19 protein-coding genes are annotated in these 21,951 nt (G+C 59.4%); 7 read left to right on the top strand and 12 right to left on the bottom strand.

Annotated features, from left to right (window positions below):
* Positions 1-23: 23 nt before the first annotated feature.
* Positions 24-977, bottom strand: coding sequence for a glucokinase (locus ACSQ8R_RS24160; RefSeq protein WP_436255900.1), 954 nt, complete (start codon positions 975-977; stop codon positions 24-26).
* 155 nt (positions 978-1,132) lie between these two features.
* Here ACSQ8R_RS24160 and ppsA point away from each other — a divergent pair, with 155 nt between their 5' ends.
* Positions 1,133-3,544, top strand: a complete 2,412-nt coding sequence (ppsA, locus tag ACSQ8R_RS24155) for a phosphoenolpyruvate synthase (protein WP_436255899.1) — start codon at positions 1,133-1,135, stop codon at positions 3,542-3,544.
* Between the two features lie 179 nt (positions 3,545-3,723).
* Here ppsA and ACSQ8R_RS24150 read toward each other — a convergent pair whose 3' ends face one another.
* The 4 genes from ACSQ8R_RS24150 to ACSQ8R_RS24135 form a co-directional block, all read right to left on the bottom strand.
* A complete protein-coding gene (locus tag ACSQ8R_RS24150; protein WP_436255898.1) occupies positions 3,724-4,080 on the bottom strand; it encodes a universal stress protein in 357 nt (118 codons plus the stop codon).
* A gap of 1,000 nt (positions 4,081-5,080) precedes the next feature.
* Positions 5,081-6,064: a zinc-dependent alcohol dehydrogenase family protein gene (locus tag ACSQ8R_RS24145; protein ID WP_436255897.1), complete on the bottom strand. Its 984-nt coding sequence runs from the start codon at positions 6,062-6,064 to the stop codon at positions 5,081-5,083.
* 57 nt (positions 6,065-6,121) lie between these two features.
* Entirely contained in the window at positions 6,122-6,775 is a 654-nt protein-coding gene (locus ACSQ8R_RS24140) for a BON domain-containing protein (RefSeq protein ID WP_436255896.1), read from the bottom strand.
* A 106-nt stretch (positions 6,776-6,881) separates the two neighbouring features.
* The gene (locus tag ACSQ8R_RS24135; protein ID WP_436255895.1) at positions 6,882-7,058 is read right to left on the bottom strand and encodes a hypothetical protein; all 177 of its coding nucleotides are present in this window, start codon (positions 7,056-7,058) and stop codon (positions 6,882-6,884) included.
* Between the two features lie 137 nt (positions 7,059-7,195).
* On the opposite strand from ACSQ8R_RS24135, the gene ACSQ8R_RS24130 reads away from it, so the two are divergent.
* Together ACSQ8R_RS24130 and ACSQ8R_RS24125 are read left to right on the top strand one after the other, a co-directional pair.
* Positions 7,196-7,543, top strand: a complete 348-nt coding sequence (locus tag ACSQ8R_RS24130) for an ATPase inhibitor subunit zeta (RefSeq protein ID WP_436255894.1) — start codon at positions 7,196-7,198, stop codon at positions 7,541-7,543.
* A gap of 294 nt (positions 7,544-7,837) precedes the next feature.
* Positions 7,838-9,487 carry a heavy metal translocating P-type ATPase gene (locus ACSQ8R_RS24125; RefSeq protein ID WP_436257267.1) on the top strand — a complete coding sequence of 550 codons (1,650 nt, stop codon included), beginning with the start codon at positions 7,838-7,840 and terminating at the stop codon, positions 9,485-9,487.
* A gap of 21 nt (positions 9,488-9,508) precedes the next feature.
* Here the strand turns inward: ACSQ8R_RS24125 and ACSQ8R_RS24120 are convergent, their stop codons facing one another.
* The 7 genes from ACSQ8R_RS24120 to ACSQ8R_RS24090 form a co-directional block, all read right to left on the bottom strand.
* Positions 9,509-10,147, bottom strand: a complete 639-nt coding sequence (locus ACSQ8R_RS24120) for a phosphoribosyltransferase (protein ID WP_436255893.1) — start codon at positions 10,145-10,147, stop codon at positions 9,509-9,511.
* A 107-nt stretch (positions 10,148-10,254) separates the two neighbouring features.
* Positions 10,255-10,932, bottom strand: coding sequence for a lysylphosphatidylglycerol synthase transmembrane domain-containing protein (locus ACSQ8R_RS24115; RefSeq protein WP_436257266.1), 678 nt, complete (start codon positions 10,930-10,932; stop codon positions 10,255-10,257).
* Complete coding sequence (locus ACSQ8R_RS24110; protein WP_436255892.1) at positions 10,865-11,305, bottom strand: lysylphosphatidylglycerol synthase transmembrane domain-containing protein; 441 nt, start codon at positions 11,303-11,305, stop codon at positions 10,865-10,867. The genes ACSQ8R_RS24115 and ACSQ8R_RS24110 overlap by 68 nt, the downstream gene beginning before the upstream one ends.
* A 25-nt stretch (positions 11,306-11,330) precedes the next feature.
* Positions 11,331-12,701: a Do family serine endopeptidase gene (locus tag ACSQ8R_RS24105; RefSeq protein WP_436255891.1), complete on the bottom strand. Its 1,371-nt coding sequence runs from the start codon at positions 12,699-12,701 to the stop codon at positions 11,331-11,333.
* Positions 12,702-12,930: 229 nt separating this feature from the next.
* A complete protein-coding gene (locus ACSQ8R_RS24100; RefSeq protein WP_436255890.1) occupies positions 12,931-13,578 on the bottom strand; it encodes a BON domain-containing protein in 648 nt (215 codons plus the stop codon).
* 330 nt (positions 13,579-13,908) lie between these two features.
* A complete protein-coding gene (locus ACSQ8R_RS24095) occupies positions 13,909-15,057 on the bottom strand; it encodes a ceramide glucosyltransferase (RefSeq protein WP_436255889.1) in 1,149 nt (382 codons plus the stop codon).
* Positions 15,058-15,436: 379 nt separating this feature from the next.
* On the bottom strand, positions 15,437-16,207 hold the full coding sequence (locus ACSQ8R_RS24090) for a universal stress protein (protein ID WP_436255888.1): 771 nt from the start codon (positions 16,205-16,207) through the stop codon (positions 15,437-15,439).
* 583 nt (positions 16,208-16,790) lie between these two features.
* Here ACSQ8R_RS24090 and arcD point away from each other — a divergent pair.
* The 4 genes from arcD to ACSQ8R_RS24070 are packed head-to-tail and all read left to right on the top strand — an operon-like array spanning position 16,791 to position 21,433.
* Positions 16,791-18,275, top strand: coding sequence for an arginine-ornithine antiporter (gene arcD / locus ACSQ8R_RS24085; RefSeq protein WP_436255887.1), 1,485 nt, complete (start codon positions 16,791-16,793; stop codon positions 18,273-18,275).
* Between the two features lie 12 nt (positions 18,276-18,287).
* Positions 18,288-19,502 (top strand): arginine deiminase, encoded by a 1,215-nt coding sequence (locus tag ACSQ8R_RS24080; RefSeq protein WP_436255886.1) that lies wholly within the window; start codon positions 18,288-18,290, stop codon positions 19,500-19,502.
* Positions 19,503-19,515: 13 nt separating this feature from the next.
* Positions 19,516-20,517, top strand: a complete 1,002-nt coding sequence (gene argF, locus ACSQ8R_RS24075; RefSeq protein WP_436255885.1) for an ornithine carbamoyltransferase — start codon at positions 19,516-19,518, stop codon at positions 20,515-20,517.
* Position 20,518: 1 nt separating this feature from the next.
* Complete coding sequence (locus ACSQ8R_RS24070) at positions 20,519-21,433, top strand: carbamate kinase (protein WP_436255884.1); 915 nt, start codon at positions 20,519-20,521, stop codon at positions 21,431-21,433.
* Positions 21,434-21,951: the final 518 nt, after the last annotated feature.

The raw sequence follows: 21,951 nt of genomic DNA, 5'->3' as shown, positions 1-21,951 counted from the left end.
GGGCTTGGTCGCCCTGCTCGTCCTCAGGCGATCGCCATTGCAGCCCCTCGCAATGAGGCGCTCAGGCTCGTTACGACGTAAACCGGGGCCTCGGGCATCCTGCAGGACGCGCCTCGTGCGGCCTCGAAGGCTGTCTTGAAAGCGGCGCCGTCCCGAAACCGCACCAGCTTTGTCGGCAAATCGCCGGCAAGATAAACACCGCCCCGTGCGCCAGTCACAAGCGCGACATCGCTTGAGAAGCGTGCGAGGCAGCGAGCATAGCTCTCCAATGCGATAATTGCGGCAGGATCGTGATCCTCCGCGGCGGACAGTATTTCTTGGACCATTGAACAGGATTGCGATGTGCCTGCCTGCCGGGAGGCGGCATTATATAACGCCATCAATCCATCGACCGACAAGAGGCTTCCTGCAGTCCTGTCGCCTGAGCCCTTTTGTATCTGCTCTACGAACCACAGGTCGTTCTCATCCGCGGCACCGAAGAACATGTCCCCTGCCCGAGTCGACAAGATCAGGTTCTTCTGCCCCGCGGGAATGGCGACGGCCGTCCGAACCTCTTCCCCGATGACGGCAACCGCTCTCGGGCCGCCCCCCGACTGGATCGGACCGGCGATCTGGTGCAGATCGTGAGCGGACAGCAGCTCCGTAACCTTTGCAATGGCTTCGGCATCGGTGGCGACCTCGACGCGGTCGAGTGAAAGCGCCGATTGAAGCTCCCGTTTCGTAACCGTCCTTGGCGAATTGAAAATATGAGCTCGATCGCCCTCAACCAAACCTCCGATCGTAAGGCTCACGACCTTGGGGGGCGTCCCCAGGGATTTGAGATAGGAAAAAAGTGCCTGCTGAACCGAGGTAAAGTCCTCGGTCTTGAAGTTGACGAGATGATCAATCGTCAGTTCATCGACATCTGCGACGGCAAAACGCAGATGATGGCACCCAATTTCACCGACGACTGCGTGTCGGGCCGAAGACATCGACATGTCACGCCTCCCTGTGAAGTCAACTTCACTCCAGATTGCCAGCGATCCGCAAACGCACCTTGACGAGGATCAACGCCCGAGCGGCCTGCCCCGCTAGTCTTGGCACATCGTCGGATATGTGAAGATCCGATCCCAATATCTCGAAGGAAAATGCGATGAGCAACGCTATGCAAGCTGTCATCTGGTTCGAGGAACTGCGTCGCAGCGATATCGGGAAGGTGGGAGGCAAGAATTCCTCCCTTGGAGAAATGATCCAGACCTTGTCGCAGAAGGGGGTCAGCGTGCCAGCAGGCTTCGCGACGACGGCAGATGCATATTGGAACTACCTCGACGCCAATGACTTGCGGCAGTCGATCGCTGCGCTCGTCGCCGATTGGCAGGAAGGCAAGGCCGGCCTTGCCGAAACCGGCGCCGCAATCCGGAAGCTTTTCCTGCAGGGCGATTGGCCGAAGGAAACGGCGGATGCCATCGTCGCTTCCTATGGCGCACTATCCCGCCGCGCCGGGAGCGACGATGTCGCCGTCGCGGTTCGATCCAGCGCTACGGCCGAGGATCTCCCCGACGCGAGCTTCGCGGGCCAGCAGGAAACCTTCCTCAACATCCAGGGCGAAAAGGCGCTGCTCGACTCCTGCCGTCGCTGTTATGCATCGCTGTTCACGGACAGGGCGATCTCCTATCGGCAGACGAAGGGTTTCGACCATATGAAGGTTGCACTGTCGATCGGCGTCCAGCAGATGGTGCGCTCCGACCTCGGCGGCTCTGGCGTCATGTTCTCGATCGACACAGAGACCGGCTTCGAAAAGATCGTATTGATCAACGCGGCTTGGGGGCTGGGCGAAAATGTCGTGCAGGGCACCATCGATCCCGACGAATATCAGGTCTTCAAGCCCCTGCTGCAGGATACCTCGCTGCGGCCGATCATCGCCAAGGCCTGCGGCGCGAAGGACAAGAAGATGATCTACGGTTCCGGGGCCGCGCCGACGATCAACGTGCCCACCTCAAAGGTCGAACGGGCTGCATTCGTTCTCGAAGACGAGGCGATCCTGCAGCTCGCTCGCTGGGCCGTGGCCATCGAGGAGCACTACGGCTGCCCGATGGACATGGAATGGGCCCGCGATGGAAAAGATGGCCAGCTTTTTATCGTCCAGGCACGGCCTGAAACCGTGCAGTCGATACGCCAGGGAGGTTCCTTCAAAAGCTATGCGATCAAGCGGAAAGGCCTGAAACTGGCGCAGGGTCTGTCGATCGGCGATGCGATCGTCTCGGGCCGCGTCTGCCTGATCGAGACGGCCAGGGATATCGACAAATTCATCGATGGCTCCGTGCTGGTGACGTCCACGACCGATCCGGACTGGGTGCCGGTGATGAAACGTGCGGCCGCGATCGTCACCGATCACGGAGGTCGTACCTCGCATGCCGCGATCGTCAGTCGGGAACTGGGCCTGCCGGCCGTCGTCGGCACCGGCAATGCCACCGAAATTTTTCATGCCGGCCAGGAGGTGACAGTTTCCTGCGCCGAAGGTGAAAAGGGCTTCATCTACGACGGCGTGGCCGAATACGAGGAAAAGACGCTCGACATTGCCGACCTGCCCGCCACCCGCACGCAGATCATGCTGAACCTCGCAAATCCCGGCGCAGCATTCCGCTGGTGGCGCCTGCCGGCCGACGGCGTCGGGCTCGCCCGCATGGAATTCGTCATCAGTAATGCCATCCGCATCCATCCGATGGCGCTTGTCCGCTACGCCAATCTCAAGGACGAGGCCGCCAAAAAGGAAATCGCGGCCCTCACGCAAGGCTACGACGACAAGCGGGACTATTTCGTCGACAATCTGGCGCGCGGCCTTGCCCGCATCGCCGCAGCGCTTCATCCCAAGCCCGTCATCGTCCGGATGAGCGATTTCAAGACCAACGAATATGCCGGTCTGCTGGGCGGCGCGGAATTCGAGCCGAAGGAGGAAAACCCGATGCTCGGCTTCCGCGGCGCCTCTCGCTACTATTCGCCACGCTATCGCGAGGGCTTCGCGCTGGAATGCCGCGCCATCCGCAAGCTGCGCAACGAATTCGGGTTCCGCAACGTCGTGGTGATGATCCCGTTCTGCCGTTCGGTCGGCGAAGCTGAAAAGGTCCTCAGCATCATGGCGGAGAACGGCCTGAAGCGTGGCGTGGACGGATTGGAAATTTATGTCATGTGCGAAATTCCGTCGAACGTGATCCTTGCGAAGGATTTTGCGCAGCAGTTCGACGGGTTCTCGATCGGTTCCAACGACCTGACGCAGCTGACCCTCGGTGTCGACCGCGATGCCGGCGACCTCGCGGACCTGTTCGACGAGCAGGATCCAGCTGTCAAATGGATGATCCGCACCGTCATCACGGAAGCCACGAAGGCCGGAGCCAAGATCGGCATCTGCGGGCAGGCGCCGAGCGATCATCCCGACTTTGCGGGCTTCCTGGTGGAATGCGGCATAGACAGCATTTCCGTCAGTCCCGACAGCTTTATTGCTGTCAAGCGCAAGGTCGCTGAAGCGGAGCAGAGGCGTTTCGGTGAAAGCGGACGAATATCGGCCTGAAGACGGTTCATCAGGTCGGATCCACGTTGCCAGAGCTTAAGATACCGATAACCGCCTATGGAGCATGCGCCGATCGGAGTTGCGGGCGCCTATCCCGGCACGCTGGTTTGGCTTGACACCAAGGCGGCTTTGCCGCTGAAAAACCGCCGCACGTCTTCCGTCTGTCTCTCGCAGCCAGGTTATCGTGCCAGGAAAATCGGCTGTTTGGGATTGTCGAGCATGGATCGGGTCACGCCTCCAAAAATAAGCTCTCTTAAGCGAGAATGACCGTAGGCGCCCATAATAATCACATCCGCGCCAACGTCATGCGCGCAATCGTCCAGGGTCTGATGCGTGGTGCGACCGTCGCTCCTCAACACGTCGATCCGGGAATCAACATGAGATCGCAAAAGATAGGCGCTTAGTTCCTGGGCGGATTGTTGAGTATCCGCATCGGGATCGACGATGACGATCGAGACTTCACGTGCGGATTTCAGCAACAACCGACCTTGTTTGACGACCTTTATTGCCTCAAGCGAACCGTTCCACGCGATCACGACGTTTCGGGCTCGACCGTCGCAATCGTCTGGTTCGGAATAAGTAAAACAGGCAGGTTTGCGTGGAACAGGGCACCGTCGCTCCCAAGCCGATACGGCGCGGCATTTTTTTGGTGCATGGGGAACTGCCGGCAATCGCGGGACTGAAAGTACGTATCTCTACAAGTCTTCCGGAGCTTGTCGTGATGCAACCATCCCTCGACGCCACGTACGAACTCGGCGGTGGGGGCAGTGATTGCTTCGTCCGAGGAGACGACACCCCGGTTATCTGCGTTGCAAGTCGGCCAGGCGGACTGGCATAGCGATTTTCAGGCACTGATTCTCGACCTGCAGAATTACTTGGACAAAGCAGCCGATGAGACGGCGCGAAATGTCATTTTACGAAGGATGAGGCGGGCGCTCGGCGAAGATAACTAAGACGTTTCTTCGAGTCCCCCATTGGCGGCGATCCACATTCAGCTTTGACATGTGTCGTCGGTGAGGACGCCCGCCACTTTCGGCACGACTATTGTCCGGCGTTGCTGGTCCCAACCCTGACGCCTGCGGAGACCGACTGTCGTTACCTGTACCGACGTCATCTCGCCGCATCCTGCTGCGAGACGAGCAACGGCTTGAGCCGTGTCAATGTCGCCTCCCCAAGGTTTTGGCAGCCTCTGTTTGCGCAATCGCGAGCAATTCGTTCCGCGATCGCCCAAGATCAGGTGGAGATCATGAGAAGCTTTATCCGTTTCATCAAGTCGAAGATTAGCGGCTTCATTCTCACGAAAGGCTCCGATCGCGAGGCGGAAGAACACCACGTCGCCGTTCCTCAGCAAGTCGACCTTCCCCTCTCGAGCAATCCAATGGAGGAGGTCGCCGTTCCAGCATCGATCGATGGAGGAGACATGGTAAATGGACGGCCGCAAGCCGATTTATATCGACTGGCGGAGCAACTCATGCTGTACCGCCAAGTTTGTGGAGGAAGCACCTGGGGCTCTGGTCCCAGACATTCGGTGCCTTCTCAAGGCACCAGAACCACGGCACCATTCAAGTGCCCCGCGCGCAGAGCCGCCAGCGCCTGGTTGCCATCGGCGAGCGGATACACGGTCGTATAAGTCTTCACCTTTGCTTCGTTTGCGATCGGGAAGAACTCTTCAGCGTCCTGCCTGGTGAGATTCGCGACAGATTCGACACTCCTTTCTTCCCAAAGCAGCGAATATGGCATCTGCGGTATGTCACTCATGTGGATGCCTCCACAAACGACCTTTCCGCCCTTGCGCACCGCCCGGAGCGCGGCGGTGACAAGATCGCCGACCGGCGCAAAGATGATGGCCGCATCGAGTTTTTGCGGCGGGCCATTGTCTGAACCGCCGGCCCAAGTTGCGCCGAGATCCAGCGCAAAAGCTTGTGCTTGGCGGTCTCCGGGCCGCGTGAACGCATAGACTTGTCTTTCCTGCCATACACAGACCTGGGCAATGATATGGGCAGCCGCACCGAAGCCATAGAGACCTATCCGCTTGCCGGATCCTGCTTTCTTCAGCGAGCGCCAGCCGATCAGTCCGGCACACAGAAGCGGCGCAAGCGAAACGGGATCGGCATCCAGTGGCAGATCAAACGCATAATCGTTGTCGGCGACGACATGGGTGGCGAAGCCGCCATCCCGCGTGTAGCCAGTGAACAAAGGCTCATCGCACAGATTTTCTGTATGCGAACGGCAATAGTCGCAATGACCGCAGGTATGACCGAGCCAAGGAATTCCGACCCGGGAGCCGATACGCGACGCAGGCTGCCCTTCGCCGACTGCTTCGACAATTCCAACGATCTCGTGGCCGGGCACGAGCGGAAGCTTGGGATTTTTGAGATCTCCGTCCACGACATGCAGGTCCGTCCGGCATACCGCGCAGGCCTCAACCCGGACAAGCAACTCCTTCGGTCCCGGAACAGGATTCGGCCGTTCGACGAGCTTGAGGGGCTTTCCAACTTCGTATAGGACCATTGCCTTCATGGTGAGCCCCGGAGGAAAGTGCCGCGAGCCGACAACGCCGGCCCGCGGCATAACGTTTCAGGATACCCGGATATGGTCGACGACCGAGCGGACGCCGGACGCCGCCCAGGCGGCGCGTTCGGCGGCTTGACGCTCCGACCACGCATCCACATGGCCTTCCAGCGTCACCCGGCCATCGGCGACGTTGACCTTGATCTTGATCTTCTGCGCCTCGACCTCAGCATTCCGCTTCAAGGCGTCCTCGATACGCTTCTTCACATCGATGATTGAGACCTTGGGCGTGACTTCGAGCTGGTTGCTGACGCCCATCACGCCGGTCAAGGCACGCACGGCTTCGGCGGCGGCTTCTTTCTGGTACTGCCATTCGACCTTACCCTTGAGCGTCACCCAGCCCTTCTGGACCTGGACGGTCACGGCGTCACGCGGAATGACCGTATTCCAGTTGATCGTGTTGATGGCACGCTTGGCGATTTCGTCATCAGCGGTCGGGTTGGCGCCGAACGGGCGCACCTCGATTTCTTCGGCGATGCCTCTCACGCCCTTCACCCGCCGCACAATGGCCTCAACAGAAGCCTTTTGGGCGTAGGTCGGTACATTCCCGGTGAGAGTCGCGACCCCTGCATCCACCGCAACGCCGATGTTGGCCGCATCGATACTCGGCTCAAAGTCGAGTTCATCGATTATATTCTGCCGCAGAATACTATCGTCCATGACATTTCTCCTTCTATCGCTCATCATGAGCAAAGCGATAATTGGCCACTGAAACCGGCTCGCCATTGACCCTCGTCAAGGCGGCTAAGTAATCGCATCGCCGACGCTATCGGCTCTCCGCGTCCGGCCAGTGAAACGGACCGTCGATGTGATCGTAAATGCTGCCTCGCGGCGCGATAAAGGTGATCCCGATGACAGTCAGGACCATCGCAAGAAGAATCCACAGCAATAGGTGATCAAGGAAGAAGCGGCGAATCCTGCTTCGCAACGTCTTGACCGTCATTTTCACCTCCCTTCGCAGATTCAGTACAAGGATAGCGATCTGCAACAGCACATGTTTGATCGATCGCAAGGCAACGGACTGTCGGCATTGATTATATTCGCGGTTGGCGTTTCTCAAAAACACGCACGAGGCTCAAAATGACTGCTGACCAGGCCAGACGGCGCGCGCTTGAAGAGAGATATATCCTCGACTTCCAAACGCTTTTCAAAACGCGGACACGCCGGGACCGGCTCTTCGCCACCTGGGCGGCAACAAAACTCGGCCGACAAGATTCTGCTAATTATCTTGAAGAGGTTAGCAGTGCTGGGCGCGCTGCTCCCGGTGACGATGATATCCTTCAAAAGGTTCTGGCGGATTTTCGAAGCGTGGGGCAGGAGATCACCGAGGAAGATCTGCGCTCTGTCATGAACGAGATGATGTTCGACGCCGCTGAGGAGCTTGAAGCCGATCGCATCAGCCGACAACCACATCAAAGCAAATCTTGATCGGTGACCCTATCGCTTGGGAGATGTCGCTCCCGACAAAAATCAACGACCAGAGCGAGGCTCTTAGTAATAAAAACCTGCTTATTGCAAAAGGCGTCGGGCTGACCCATGGATGAATGGCTAAGCTCTTTGCGCCCCTATCTTCTTGGGGCCTAGGCCCTAGGAATAACCGTTGCCTTCGTGGGGTTGCATGGCGGATTTCCTGATCTCTTTGCAACCTCTCTCACAGTCTCCACTCTTGTGGTCCTGCTGGCGCTCTTTGCCCAGATCCTTAGGCGTCTGAGATAAGGGGAAATCGGTCTCGACATTGTCGCGTTACTGTCGATGGGTTCGGCATTCGCTGTCGGCGGATATCTCGCTGCCGGCGTTGTCGCGCTGATGTATTCCGGCGGCCAATATCTGGAGAGTCTGGGCGAAGGACGCGCTCGCCATGAGATGACAGCTCTCCTGTCCCGTGCTCCTCATCAGGCAATCCGGCGCCGTGGAGAGCAATTGCAGGAGGTTCCAGCCGACGCGATCGAAGTGGGCGACATCATCGTCGTGCGGTGGGGGGACCTCGTGCCGGTCGATGGGATTATTTATGAGGAAGTCGCCACGCTCGACGAATCGGCGCTAACGGGCGAGCCCCTGCCCGCCGCTAGAAAAAAGGGGGATGCCGTCATGAGCGGAGCAGCCAATGCCGGCGACCTGTTCAGCATGGTGGCGATGAAACCCGCCTCGGAGAGCACATATGCCGGCATTCTGAGACTGGTCGAGGTAGCGCAGCGAAGCGAGGCGCCGATGGCAAGACTTGCGGATCGATACGCAGCCTTCTTTTTGATCATCACCGTTGTCCTCGCGTTCGCCGCCTGGCTTCTCTCCGGCGATCCAGTCCGGGCGGTCGCCGTCCTCGTCGTTGCGACGCCCTGCTCGCTCATCCTCGCGGTCCCCATTGCCTGGGCAGCGGGCATATCGCGTGCCGAGCAGATCGGCTTGCTGGTCAAGGGGGCGCGTGTTCTGGAGGCGCTGGTCAATATCCACACGCTGGTGATCGACAAAACGGGTACGCTGACGGAAGGAACCCCCACCCTTCATGCGATCGACTCGGCTCTGCCAGAAAACGAATTGCTGCGCCTCGTCGCATCGCTCGACCAGGCAACAAGCCACGTCGCGGCAAAGGCGCTGGTTGAGGCTGCAAAGGCCCGCAATCTCAAGCTCGTCCATCCCACAAATGTCACCGAAACGCCTGGAGAAGGAATTGCTGGGGAGGTTGACGGACGCCCGGTCGCGATCGGCGCCATCGCCTATATTGCCTCCAGGTTCGGGATGACGATCAACCACGATGATCGCCCTGGGACCATTGCGGCGGCCGTCGCCGTCGATGGGGCATTTGCCGGCGTCCTTCTTTTCTCGGACAAGCTGCGGGATGGAAGCGACCGGATACTGGCAGGCTTCAAGCGGCTCGGCGTCGCGCGCATGATCCTTGCGACCGGCGACAGGAGCGATGTCGCGCGTCTGATCAGCTCCGGATTGCCGTTCGATGAGGTAAGGTCGGAACTCTCGGCCGAGCAGAAAATCGACATCGTTAAAGCCGAAAAGGCCGGTGGGCCGGTGATGATGATCGGCGATGGCATCAACGACGCTCCAGCGCTTGCTGCCGCAGACATTGGCCTCGCCATGGGTGCTCATGGCTCGTCCAGAGCCGCCGAACCCGCGGATGCGGTGCTGCTCGTGGAAAGGCTCGACCGCGTTCTGCAGGGGATTGAGATCTCCAGAGGCTGTCGCAGGATCGCGATACAGAGCGTGCTTGCGGGAATCGGCTTATCGATCGTCGGCATGACAGCCGGGGCATCGGGTTACCTGGCACCGGTCCAGGGCGCCCTCTTCCAGGAGGTGATTGATGTGGCGGTGATCTTGAATGCCCTGCGCGCCCTCAAGATAAGTCCGGCCGAACAAGCCGACTGAGGTTCGCCGGACACAGCCGATTTACCCACGGTCCCCGGGGAAGGCGGAAAGAACGGCTTCATCGTTGAGCTGCCGAAAGTCGAGATAATGGTCGCCGACGGCGCCAAAGTCGCACGGCGTTTCCAGGCAGATTACCTCATCAGCCTCGGCTTTCAACCGGGCGACGACCTCAGGCGGGGCAACCGGAACCGCCAACATGATCCGGGTAGGGTTCCGGACCCTGAGTCCCCTGATCGCAGCCGTCGCGGTTGCACCCGTCGCCAGTCCGTCGTCGACAATGACGGCGGTCCGGCCGCTGAGGCTTCCTTCAGCAAGGCAACCGGCATAGACCAACCGTCGGCGGTGGATTTCGTCAAGCTCCAGCCGGCAACATGATTCGAACACGGCAGAAGAAATCCCTGCACGTGCGATGATGTCGTCGTTGCGAACGACGATCGGCATCTTGCCATCGATAACGGCTCCCATTGCCACTTCGGGATTGCCGGGCACGCCTATCTTGCGCACGAGAAGCACTGCGAGCGGAGCATTGAGTGCCTTGGCAACTTCCGCCGCAACCGGGACGCCCCCACGGGGAAGAGCGAAAATTGTGCAGGGTGAGCCTTGATAAGCCTTGAGGGCCTGAGCCAGCCGCCGTCCTGCCTCGTTGCGATCGATAAACACCGTCAGTTCCTTCGACCCTTGGGGATTAGATAAGTCATACGCTTTTACCTCGGACCGCGGAATGATTGCCGATTAGAATTGCCGGCACCTCTCCCTCGTGCCTGCCGCTAGGTTCCGTGTCGTTGTGCCTCGGTCCGATGGGCCATCTCAGCGCGCATAAGGACAAGTCCCGGAAGCATCGGCAACCAGAGCGTCAGCCCACGAAACATCAACGTTGTCGCGAGGCTCGCTTCCAGGCCTGTGCCAAACAGATGCATAGCCATGATGCTGGCGCTCTCGAAACTGCCGAGACCCAGTGGCAAGGGAGCGAGGGTGGCAACCATCGAGGCAACCAGAAAACTTGCTAGTGCGGCGGTCGCGCCGAGGTCGATACCGATCGAACGGGCGATGCACCAAAGTGTTGCGGCCTCGAGAAAAAACACTGCGCATTGGCAGGATGCCGCCCACAAGATGGTCCTTACATCCCGAATTGCCCGGGGATCCATTTCCTGCAGCCAAACAGCAAGATAGGACCCCCTTCTCCAGCGTAACAGGAACCGGGGCAAAATCCGATCCCGGGTCCGGTCGACAAGAGAAAGACAGGCCAGAATCGCTGCGGCCAGCAGGACGAAGGCAAGCAGGATGGGAATCCACTCGTCACCAGTCAGATGGCGGCGCCAGATGGAAGCGAATGCGATGACCGCAAGAACGAGATAGACTGCGTAATAGGACAATGTATCAACAAGGAGGCCGGACAGCGCCAGCGGTCTGTCGACCCCGCGCCGCCTCAGGGCGCCGATAACGATGATCGTACCGCTGAGGCCGCTGGTCGGCAGTATCTGGTTGGCAAAACGCTGAAAGAAAGCCGATTTTCAGGAGTGTGACGAAGGGCAGAGTGCTATGTGCGCGGTCGAGAACGATCTTCCAGACCAAGGAAGCGAAGATATAGGTCAAAATCTGGCATATCAGCGCCGCGCCGAGCCAAATGGGATCCGCCCTTTCGATCAAGGCGAGAAATAGCTCCAGGTCGTTGAAATGAAGGACGAAATAGACAAGCCCTGCAAGCCCGCCGATGCCCAGCACCCAGCCGAGCGATATCAGCGAGGTGGGACGGAAGGTGATGTTTATCGGTTTGATAAGCTTTCCCACCGCCTTATCGCTCGACTCAGAGTCACTCATGGCTGTGCTCCGCTTCACTTTGAGATTACGAACCAATCGCGACAAACCGCGTCTGTCCGTCTCGTCGCACGCTAAGGAGCAGAACATCACGCTCCTCTTTCGCCGTCCGCACCACCTCCGTGGCTGAGTGGATAGATTTCTGATTGATGGCGACGATGATGTCCCCCGCTTGCAGACCTGCATCCGCTGCTGCGCAGTTGTCTTCCACAGCTACAACGATTGCGCCGTCCGCAATGCCTTCGGGGTTATTACTTGTGTCGGGAGACGCGAGCACGACACCGGAAAGGTACCCTTCCCCCTGCAAGCTCTCTTTCCTGACCTCTGGTATCGCAAATCGCTCTTGGTCGGAGAGGGTCGCTTGTACATGCAATTCATCTTTGCCGCGCCGAAACCGGATCTGGACCCGTTCAGAAGGAGCGTGAGCGCCGAGGATGTTCCGAAGGACGGCCGCGTTCTGGATGGCATCCTCATCGACCGCGATGATCACGTCACCTGCCTTCAATCCAGCATTGGCTGCCGATGAGCCACCATTGACCTGGCTTACAACTGCACCCGCGTCGGCCGTCACACCAAGAGCCTTGGCCAATTCAGGAGAGAGATCTTGAATGACGACGCCGAGACGGCCGCGGCGGATAGAGCCGTGCTTGATCAGTTTATCCATCACCTCTTTCGCCATCGAGACCGGTATGGCAAAGCCAATACCGATATTGCCGCCGGATGGCGCAACGATTGCACTATTGATGCCGACTAACCTGCCATCCATGTCAATCAGCGGGCCACCGGAGTTCCCCGGATTAAGAGAGGCATCAGTCTGGATGAAGTTCTCGTATCCATCGATCCCGAGCCCGGCCCGGCCCAAAGCACTGACGATCCCGAGCGTCACCGTTTGGCCCAAGCCGAACGGGTTTCCGACGGCGGCAACATAGTCGCCAACCTGTAGCCGCCTGGAATCGCCAAATTCGATAGCCTTCAGGTTGGGAGCTGTGATCTGAATGACAGCAATATCAGTCTCAGAATCGGTTCCGATCATCTTCGCATGGAAAGTGCCGCCAGCGGCCAATGTGACGACGATGTCGTCAGCATTCTCAATGACATGGTGATTGGTGACGATGTAACCCCGCGCGCCGTCGATTATGACCCCCGAGCCCGATGTCTGAAAACCATGCTTCAACGGCGTCGGGTCTGTTTGCAGGCCGAAGAATTCCCTCAGGGTCGGGTTACTGAGTAACGGATCGATATCCTCCTGAACCTGGCCACGTACGGAGATGGTGACGACTGTCGGGATCACCTGTCTTGCGATCGGCGCAATGGTATTTTGCGGGGATCCCGTGGCGGGAGATGCCACGGCTAAAAGGCTTGCCATCAGAAGGGCAGAAAATCTCATGAGCGGCAACATGTCGAATTCCTGACCTTGGGGTTGGATAGAAGAGGAACACTATATGGCCAGCTCGGGCGGAACTTTGGGGTAGGGATCACTCGAGGCTTATGTGGTCCCGCGTGTGGGAAGACGATCCAGGGGGGCTGATCCGTTCTCGAGGACCTGCTTTTGAGGATACGGCGTCCTGCATAGGCCAGGATCGCACCGTGGCTGAGGCATGTCAGGAGAAGTCGCAGAGCGACCGCCGCTAGGCCACAGTCAGCCGATTGTCGACGGCGGTGACGCTCGGAACCGACCATGCCGCGTATTCGGCGACCTGCCGTTCCTTAACCCCATGCACCGTCCCCTCCAAGGTCACGGTATGACCGGAAACAGCAACCCGAATTGCCTTTGCCTCGACCTCCGCGTTGCGCGCCAGAGCCCGATCTATACGGTCCTTGATGTCGGGAATCTGCGCGGTCGGCCGGATCGTCAACAGGTTGCGCACCTTTGTGACGCCTCCGAGCTTCTTAACCGCCTCTTCCGCGGCAAGCCGTTGGAAATGCCAGCGTACTTCACCGCTCAACATCACACATCCCCGCTCGACCTTCACATCGATCGCACCGTCGGGTAGCGCTGTGTCCCAGGCGATGATGTCCAGCGCCCGGGCGGCAATCTCGTCGTCAGCCCGCTTCTTCCTTCCGGGGAAGCGAACTTCGATATGCTCAGCGATTGCCCTGACACCCTTCACCCGCCGGGTCGCCGCTTCGGCGGCCGCCTTCTCCACATAGCTTTCAACATGTCCGGTCAGCGTGGCGACGCCATTCTCCACGGCGACGCCGATATTTGCCGCGTTCACACTGGGCTCGAATTCGAGTTCGGTCAGCACATCCTGGCGGATCAACAGGTCACTCATGAATTGCTCCTATCGCTCGTTTTCAAAGACATTTTCGCTTATTGCCGATTGCTTGCATTGCGAAAGATCAATGGCCCCGACCGAGGTAACCGTCCTCAAAGCGCCGGATATGGACAGGCCAACTCAGGCTCTGAGGGGCAATGACATCAAGATGCGCGAGAAGAGCGCGGTGTGAGCAGCCAACCGTCTTCGCATCTGCAATTTGCGCTCACGCTGAAGGACAGATCGAAACGGGAGTTGTTTCAGACAAGGCTCGCGATAGTCTGCAAGATACACATGGCGATGCCCCCGCTCGATATTTCCGCGGGTGGAACCCGGGCAATCTTGTCATCATGTCTGGGACTCTGACAGCTCTCGTTTCAGGTTGGAGCGCTTGAGCGAGGTCATGCTATTGCCATGCCAGACAAAACCGCGCGTGAACCAACCCAGAATCCACAGGAGCGGCAACAATAAGTCACGCAATATCCAAGCAAGTGGTGACGTGAGACCCAGTGGCCACCGATAAATCGCCGCAAGGGCTACTTCAGCGGAATACCAGCAGGCAATTAGTACAGGAAGTCCTATCCACGAGATCACGTGCATCATCGACAGGACGCAGTACAGAACCACCGCCGGAAGCACCCCACTTAGAATTTCCGCCGAATAAGCCAACGGGAAGGACGACCGCCGCAATTGCGCCCAACGCAGTTGTCTGGTCCAAACTTGAGAGTAGGTTCGGTGACCCAGTGGCTGCTGAAAAGGCTCGCGAACGACGGCAACCTTTTTGCCAGTGCGACGAGCAATCTTTGTCGCGGCTGCGTCTTCCGCGATCTCGTTTCCGAGGGCCGACAACCCACCCGAATGCTCAAGCTCCCGGCGTGAAAGCATCATCGTCTTGCCTTGAACATACCCGATCCCTAGGAAGTCGGCTACCAGTTGCCAGCGCGCCTGATATGTATTGAGGAACGCTGCCTCCAGAGCTGCCGCCGGCCCTTGTGTCTCAGTTCCAACGGGCGGCGAACAGACGAATGAGTTCACCGGGGACCAGCACTCGCGGAGATCATCGATATAACCGGGAGGGATAAGGACATTGCTGTCGGAAATGACGATGCGATCATACTTTGCAGCGCGCCAACCTTTCCAGAGGTTATTCAGCTTTGGATTTTGGGAGACATTGTCGTCGCCGATGAGCAGACCTGCGTCAGCAATGGTATGGGTCGCTATAAGCTCACGAACCACTGTTATTGCCGGATCATCGGGAGAGGCTACGCAGAAAAGAATTTCGTACTGCGGATAATCGATCGACAAACTGCTTTGCAGTGTACGGCGCAGGTTGTTTTCCAATCCGCAAACCGGCTTGATAATCGTCACACCCGCACGGTCGTCACTCGCTGCCCTTCTCCAACACAGCTTTCGCAAGACCACTAGAGTTATGCTGACAAATTGCGTCCCAACCAGCAAAGCCAGAAAAGCTGAGATGATAGGTATTAGGATATCCATTCTAGATCCGCTCGCAATGAGGAAGGTCGACAGCCCTCGGAGGCTTGCGACGATCGGATTTCTGTACGCCGGCGATCGGCATCGTCTCGATTCCCCGTGCTGATCTTTGCACCGATTAAGTCCGCCTAGGCGTTTCGTTTTCTGTCCGATGAATGGCGCTTGTGTAAGCCGCCGTCGTTGAAGGTTGCTACATCGCTCAGGACCACCTTTTACGAAGTTAATTCCTTTTGTCCGTCAGTTCTTATGTGCGTTCTCGCGCCACGACGGTTGCTAAATGCGGCCGGTGCGCCCTGGCAGGCTCGTCTCAGGGCGTTCGGAACTGCCCGCTCCGAGAAATTTCGGGGCGTCTTTATTGCGTCCGTTGTTTATCGAGTTCGCCTTATCTTGCCAGAAAAACTGCCCGTTTGGGGTTCTTAAGCATCGATAGGGTCACGCCGCCGAAGATGCGTTCCCGCATACGGGAGTGGCTATAGGCTCCCATGACGATCAAATCCGTTGCAAGGTCATCCGCATATTGGTTGAGCGTCTCGACAACGGTCCTGCCGTCGCTCCTCAACACATCAACCGTAAAGTTGACCCCGTGCCTCGAAAGATAGGTGCCGACCTCACCGGCCGGTTCGCCATCGTTCGTGCCCGGATCGACGATCCCGACATGGATTTCCTTGGCGGACTTCAGAAGCTCGATCCCCTGTTTGACGGCCCGCATGGCTTCGAGACTATCCTTCCAGGCGACCACGACGGAGGTGGGCTCCAACGTCGGTTTTCCGTTGCCGGGAATAATGAGAGTGGGCACCTGCGAATGGAAGAGCGCTCCGTCAATGACGGCATGCTTGAGAGAGCCATCGGCAGCTGCATCGGGGCCGATGGCAACAAGATCGGCGTAGCGGGCCTTGTGGGCGACGACGTTGTCCACGGAGGTCAATTCCGTATAGACGTCGACGATATCGTGAGCGACGTTCGCACGCTGCAGAATGTCTTTCACGGCCGTTAGCCGTTCGGCGAGCTTCGCCTTGTCCCGATCGCGCTCTTCCAGCCAAGCTATTGAAACGTTCTCAGCGAACTCGCCGATCGGGGGTGGCGCTGCCACACCCAGCAGCAGGATCGACAGATGCGCTCCCGACGAGCGCGACAAGTCGATGGCGGTATTCACATCCCTATCGCCATGATCTGATCTGACGACACTCAATATTGTTGCAAATGACATTGTCTTCCCTCCGCTTGTTGCTGGAGAAAGATTGGCCCAGCTGGCGCCGCGGAACCTTGATGTTTGTCAACCTGTCGGATTCGGGCCCTGTCCGGACAGTCGGACGTCGTTCGTCGGTAGCTCAACGGGTTTGACTACGGGCATTTTTGCCGGCCCTCCCGCAGCATCCCTTTCACGGAAATCTGCGAGGCCGTGACGATCTCTTCGCGGCCAAGAACAAGGCCCGCACACGCTCCATGGTCGCAGCCAGGACGAATGTCGGCAAGACGCTCGACGGGCTGGTTTCTCTCTCCTGCCGCGCGCCAGGAAAGAGATCACCTACGAGATCGTTGAGCTTTCCGCAAGCCAAAGCTGAGCCGGATTTCAGCGATCACGGCCTCTCAAGTCACCGCATGCCGGTAGCTCACATTCTACAATTTCAAAATTGATGGAAATTTAGATTGTTACTGCACAGCTTGACGGTGATCAATGGAGCGGCGTCGGTAAGGTGATCTTCTTCCCTCAGTTTCAAACTCAGGGAGATGAAGCCATGGCTTCCGCTGACATCAAGGTTACTGAATCGGCCGGTCCCGATTCCGTCGGCAAGACGGATACGAAGACACGCAAGCTCCGGCTCGGATCATTGACCGCCCTCGTCATCGGCTCGATGATTGGGTCCGGCGTGTTCAGCCTTCCCCAGAACATGGCAGCCGGCGCCGGTCCGCTCGCGGTCCTGATCGGCTGGGCGATCACCGCCGCCGGCATGCTGGCGCTCGTCTTCGTCTATCAGTCGCTCGCCACGCGCAAACCCGACCTGGACGTCGGTCCTTATGCCTATGCCAAGGCGGGGTTCGGTCCGTTCATCGGCTTCAACAGCGCCTGGGGCTACTGGCTGAGCGCCTGGATCGGCAACGTCTCCTATGCGGTCGTGGTCTTCAGCGCCCTCTCCTACTTCTTTCCATCCTTCGGTGACGGGAATACCTGGCCCGCGATTATAGGTGCCTCGTTCCTCTTGTGGTTCGTGCATGCGCTGATTACGGCGGGCATCCGCGAGGCCGCCATCGTCAACCTCGTCGTGACGGTTGCGAAAATCGCTCCGATCGTCCTGTTCATCGGCGTGGCGGTTGTCGCCTTCAAGGTGGACGTGTTCTCCGCCGACTTTACCGGCCTTGGCAATGCAAGCCTCGGCTCGATCACCGCGCAGGTCAAGAGCACCATGTTGGTCACGCTCTGGGTCTTCATCGGCATAGAAGGCGCCAGCGTCTTTTCCGGCCGGGCCGAGCGCCGCAAAGACATTGCCGTCGCGACGATCACCGGCTTCCTGACCTGCCTGGCCTTCTACGCGCTCGTATCGCTGCTCTCGCTCGGCATCCTCAACCAGCCGGAACTCGCCGCACTCAAGAACCCCTCGATGGCGGGCGTCCTCGAAGCAATCGTCGGTCCCTGGGGCGCGGTCCTGATCAACATTGCCCTCGTCGTATCGGTGATTGGAGCGTTTTTGAGCTGGACGCTTCTGGCGGCGGAAATCCCGCTGGCCGCCGCAAAGGACGGCACCATGCCTTCCTTTTTCGCGAAGGAGAACAGCCGGGGCGTTCCCTCGACATCGCTGCTCATGACCAACCTCCTCGTCCAGGCCTTTCTACTGGTCACTCTATTCGCGCAGAGCACCTATCAGGCGCTGTTCTCGATCGCCTCCGCCGCCATCCTCGTGCCCTATATCTTCTCAGGCGCCTATGCGGTGAAACTGGCGATCACGGGCGAAGCCTATAAGCCGGGAGAAAGCCGCACCGGCCCGATGATCGCCGGTCTCATTGCCACCGTCTACGGTCTCTGGCTCGTTTATGCGGCAGGTCCCGCCTACCTCTTCATGTGTGCGGTGCTCTATGCGCCCGGCCTCATCTTCTACGTTGCCGCCCGCCGCCAGCACGGCCAGCAGGTCTTCAAACCTGTGGAAGCTTTCCTTGCCGCCGGCCTCGTCGCGGTCGCGCTGCTTGCCGCCTACGAAATGTGGACCGGTACGGTCAGCCCCTTCTGAGGAGATGAAACGATGATGACGTTGGGTGTTCATTCCGAGGTCGGCCGGTTGCGCGAGGTGATGGTCCACCGGCCCGATCTCAGCCTGCGCCGGCTCACGCCGGACAATTGCAAGGCCCTGCTTTTCGACGACGTCCTGTGGGTCAAGCGGGCACGGCAGGAGCATGACGCTTTTGTCGATACGCTCAGGGAGCGAGGCGTCCTCGTACACTCGCTCGGGGAGCTGCTTGCAGAGACGATGGACAACGCAGACGCACGGCAATGGCTGCTCAGCCTGCGGGTCAAGCCGCCGGTCGTCGGCGAGGACATGGTCGCCGAGTTGCGGGCATGGCTCGGCGAAATGCCGTCCGGGGAGCTTTCGACCTATCTGGTCGGCGGCATCGCCCGTGCGGAACTGCCGTTCGAACCGATGGGATTGAGCGGAAGGGCGCTGGCGCCGCAGGATTTCGTGCTTCCGCCGCTGCCAAACCAGCTTTTTACGCGCGACAGTTCCTGCTGGGTGTATGGCGGCGTTTCCGTCAATTCGATGTACTGGCAGGCGCGACGGCCGGAAGCGGCCAATGTGGAGGCCATCTATCGTTTCCACCCGCGTTTCCGGGGCAACGATTTCCCCATCTTCTCGTCGGATGGAGACGAAGCGCCAAGCCTGGAAGGCGGGGACGTGATGCCCGTCGGCAACGGCGTCGTGCTGATCGGCATGGGGGAGAGAACCACGCCGCAGGCCGTAAGCGCGCTTGCGGGGCGGCTATTCACCGCCGGACTGGCCACGCGGGTGATTGCGGCCCTGATGCCGCGCGACCGTAGCTTCATGCACCTCGATACGGTCTTCACCTTCTGCGACCGCGACCTGGTGACTTTGTATCCGCCCGTCGTCAACCGCTTGCGCAGCTTTTCGCTGCGCCCTGCGGATGCCGAGAAGGTCGTTGATATCCGCGAAGAGAATGCATCGTTCACCGAGGTCGTCGCCGACGCCATGGGGCTCAAGGCCCTGCGCATCGTGCAGACCGGTGGCGACCGGTACGAGGCGGAACGCGAACAGTGGGACGATGGCAACAACGTCGTCGCCGTCGAGCCCGGCGTGGTCGTCGCCTATGACCGCAACGTCTATACCAACACGCTTTTGCGCCGTCAGGGCGTCGAGGTGATCACCGTCGAAGGCGCCGAACTCAGCCGTGGCCGCGGCGGCGGACATTGCATGACCTGCCCTCTCGTTCGTGAAATCGCATAGGAAAGTCAATCATATGCCCATCAATCTTCATGGCAGGAGCGTCCTGTCGCTCGAGGACCTTTCATCCGATGAAATCCGCTTCCTGCTGCGCATGGCGGCCGAACTCAAGTCAGCCAAACTCGGTGGCTACGAAGTACCTCGCCTGGTGCGCAAGAATATCGCGCTGATCTTCGAGAAGGACTCCACCCGCACCCGAAGTGGTTTCGAGGTGGCGGCCTATGACCAGGGTGCCCGTGTCACCTATCTCGGCCCTTCCGGGAGCCATATCGGCCACAAGGAGTCCGTCAAGGATACCGCGCGCGTGCTCGGCCGCATGTACGATGCGATCGAATTCCGCGGTTTTGCGCAGTCGGCGGTGGAAGAGCTCGCGCGGTATTCGGGCGTCCCGGTCTACAATGGCCTGACGGATGTGTGGCATCCCACCCAGGTGCTTGCGGACTTCATGACGATGCGCGAGTTCACCCACAAGCATTTGTCGGATATGGCACTGGCCTTCGTGGGCGACGGTAGCGACAACGTCGCCCTGTCGCTTGCCGTCGGCGCTGCTAAGGTGGGGATCGATTTCCGCCTCGTCTCGCCGCGAAAGCTGTGGCCGAAGCAGGCGTTCGTCGAACATGTCAATGCCGAAGCCGCCAAGGCGGGAGGCAGGTTTGAACTCACGTCCGATATCGCCACCGGTGTTAAGGGCGCCGATTTCGTCTACACCGATGTCTGGCTCTCGATGGGCGAAGACGAAAGCGCCTGGAAGGAGCGCATCGATCTCCTGTCGCCTTTCCGGGTGACGCGGAAGATGATGGAAGCCACGGGAAATCCCTACAGCAAGTTCATGCATTGCCTTCCCGCCTTCCACGATGCCGACACGGAAGTCGGCCGGCAGATCGCCGAGAAATACGGCATAGACTGCATGGAAGTCACCGACGAGGTCTTCGAATCCAGGACCTCCATCGTCTTCGATCAGGCGGAGAACCGCCTGCATTCCATCAAGGCGCTGCTCGTTGCGACGATCGGAGGTTAAGATGCTGATCGTTGCTGCCCTTGGAGGCAACGCGCTCCTGCGCCGCGGTGAGGCTCTGACGGCCGAAAACCAGCGCGCCAATGTGCGGCAGGCCGCGATCGCGCTCGCCACATTGATTTCAGCGGGTCATTCCCTGGTGGTCACCCACGGGAACGGCCCACAGGTCGGGCTTTTGGCGCTCGAAACGGCCGGCCCCGATGGCGCCGGCCTGCCGCTTGACGTTCTCGGCGCCGAGACCGAGGGCATGATCGGCTACATGATCGAACAGGAGCTCGCCGGCCTTCTGAAGGGGTATCGCTTCGCCACCCTGCTGACGCTCGTCAAGGTGAATGCAAACGACCCTGCCTTCCAGCAGCCCACGAAGTTCATCGGCCCCGTCTATGCTGCCGAAACCGCCCGAAAGCTGGCGGCCGAGCGTGGCTGGACGATCGCACCCGACGGGGAGAAATGGCGGCGCGTCGTCGCCTCTCCGCTGCCGCAGACCATCATGGAAGCGGACGTCATTTCGCTGCTGGTCAGGCAGGGTGTGACGGTGATCTGCACCGGCGGCGGCGGGATTCCCGTCGTCGAAGGGCCTGGCGGAGGACTGGCCGGAATCGAGGCCGTCATCGACAAGGATGCGGCCAGCACCCTCCTTGCAGAACAGCTCGACGCCGACATGCTGCTTCTGCTGACCGATGTGGACGCCGTCTATGCCGATTTCGGCACGCCGAATGCGCGGCCGCTGACAAAGATAGATCCAGGCTCCGTGGATGAAAAGCAGTTTCCCGCGGGATCGATGCGGCCGAAGATTGCCGCGGCGTCGCGCTTTTCGAGAAGCGGCGGGCGTCGTGCCGCAATCGGGCGTCTCGAAGACGCCATGGCGCTCGTAGCAGGGGCGGAAGGAACCGCGTTCTTTTCCCAGCAAGCTGACTGAGGACGTCAGCTTGAGTATTCTGCCTACGAGGCGAGCTGTAGTAAGCAGCGACGCGAGAGGTACCACACGCCACTCGTTTGCGATTTACGGCCGAAGATAGGCACAAGGCTCAGTGTTGGTGACGGCGTGTTTCGCGATCGATTGGGCGCGCAGCTCCTGGCAGCGCGGGTTGGCCCAGCCGACGACATGTGACGAATATCAAATCTCAGTTGCGTCCCGTCGCCGGAAGGCGATTGGCGCGCCTGAACCCAACTTGAGCATGGGAAACAGACTAGCCCCGTACTAGGCCTATCTGGCCGGGCCGGCCTTGCCATCGAGGAGTGGTCCACCGCGTTAGGGCCGGCGACTTCCAACAGGTCTTTCGTGGAACTTCAGGTGCCGCTCCGGACGTTGCTGACGTTGTTGGCAATGTCAATTATCGCTCTTCTCCTCTGCGAGTTTGCGCGTCTGTGATCGTAGCCGCAGCGGGCACAATAATGTTGAGGCAGGAGCTCTCTCTGCTCGAAAGCAGCACTACG

Origin of the sequence: Neorhizobium sp. LjRoot104 (assembly GCF_964253725.1) — a bacterium.
GTDB lineage: Bacteria > Pseudomonadota > Alphaproteobacteria > Rhizobiales > Rhizobiaceae > Neorhizobium.
The sequence above is the reverse complement of the archived record's forward strand: the minus strand, read 5'-3'. Positions and strand labels throughout refer to the sequence as shown.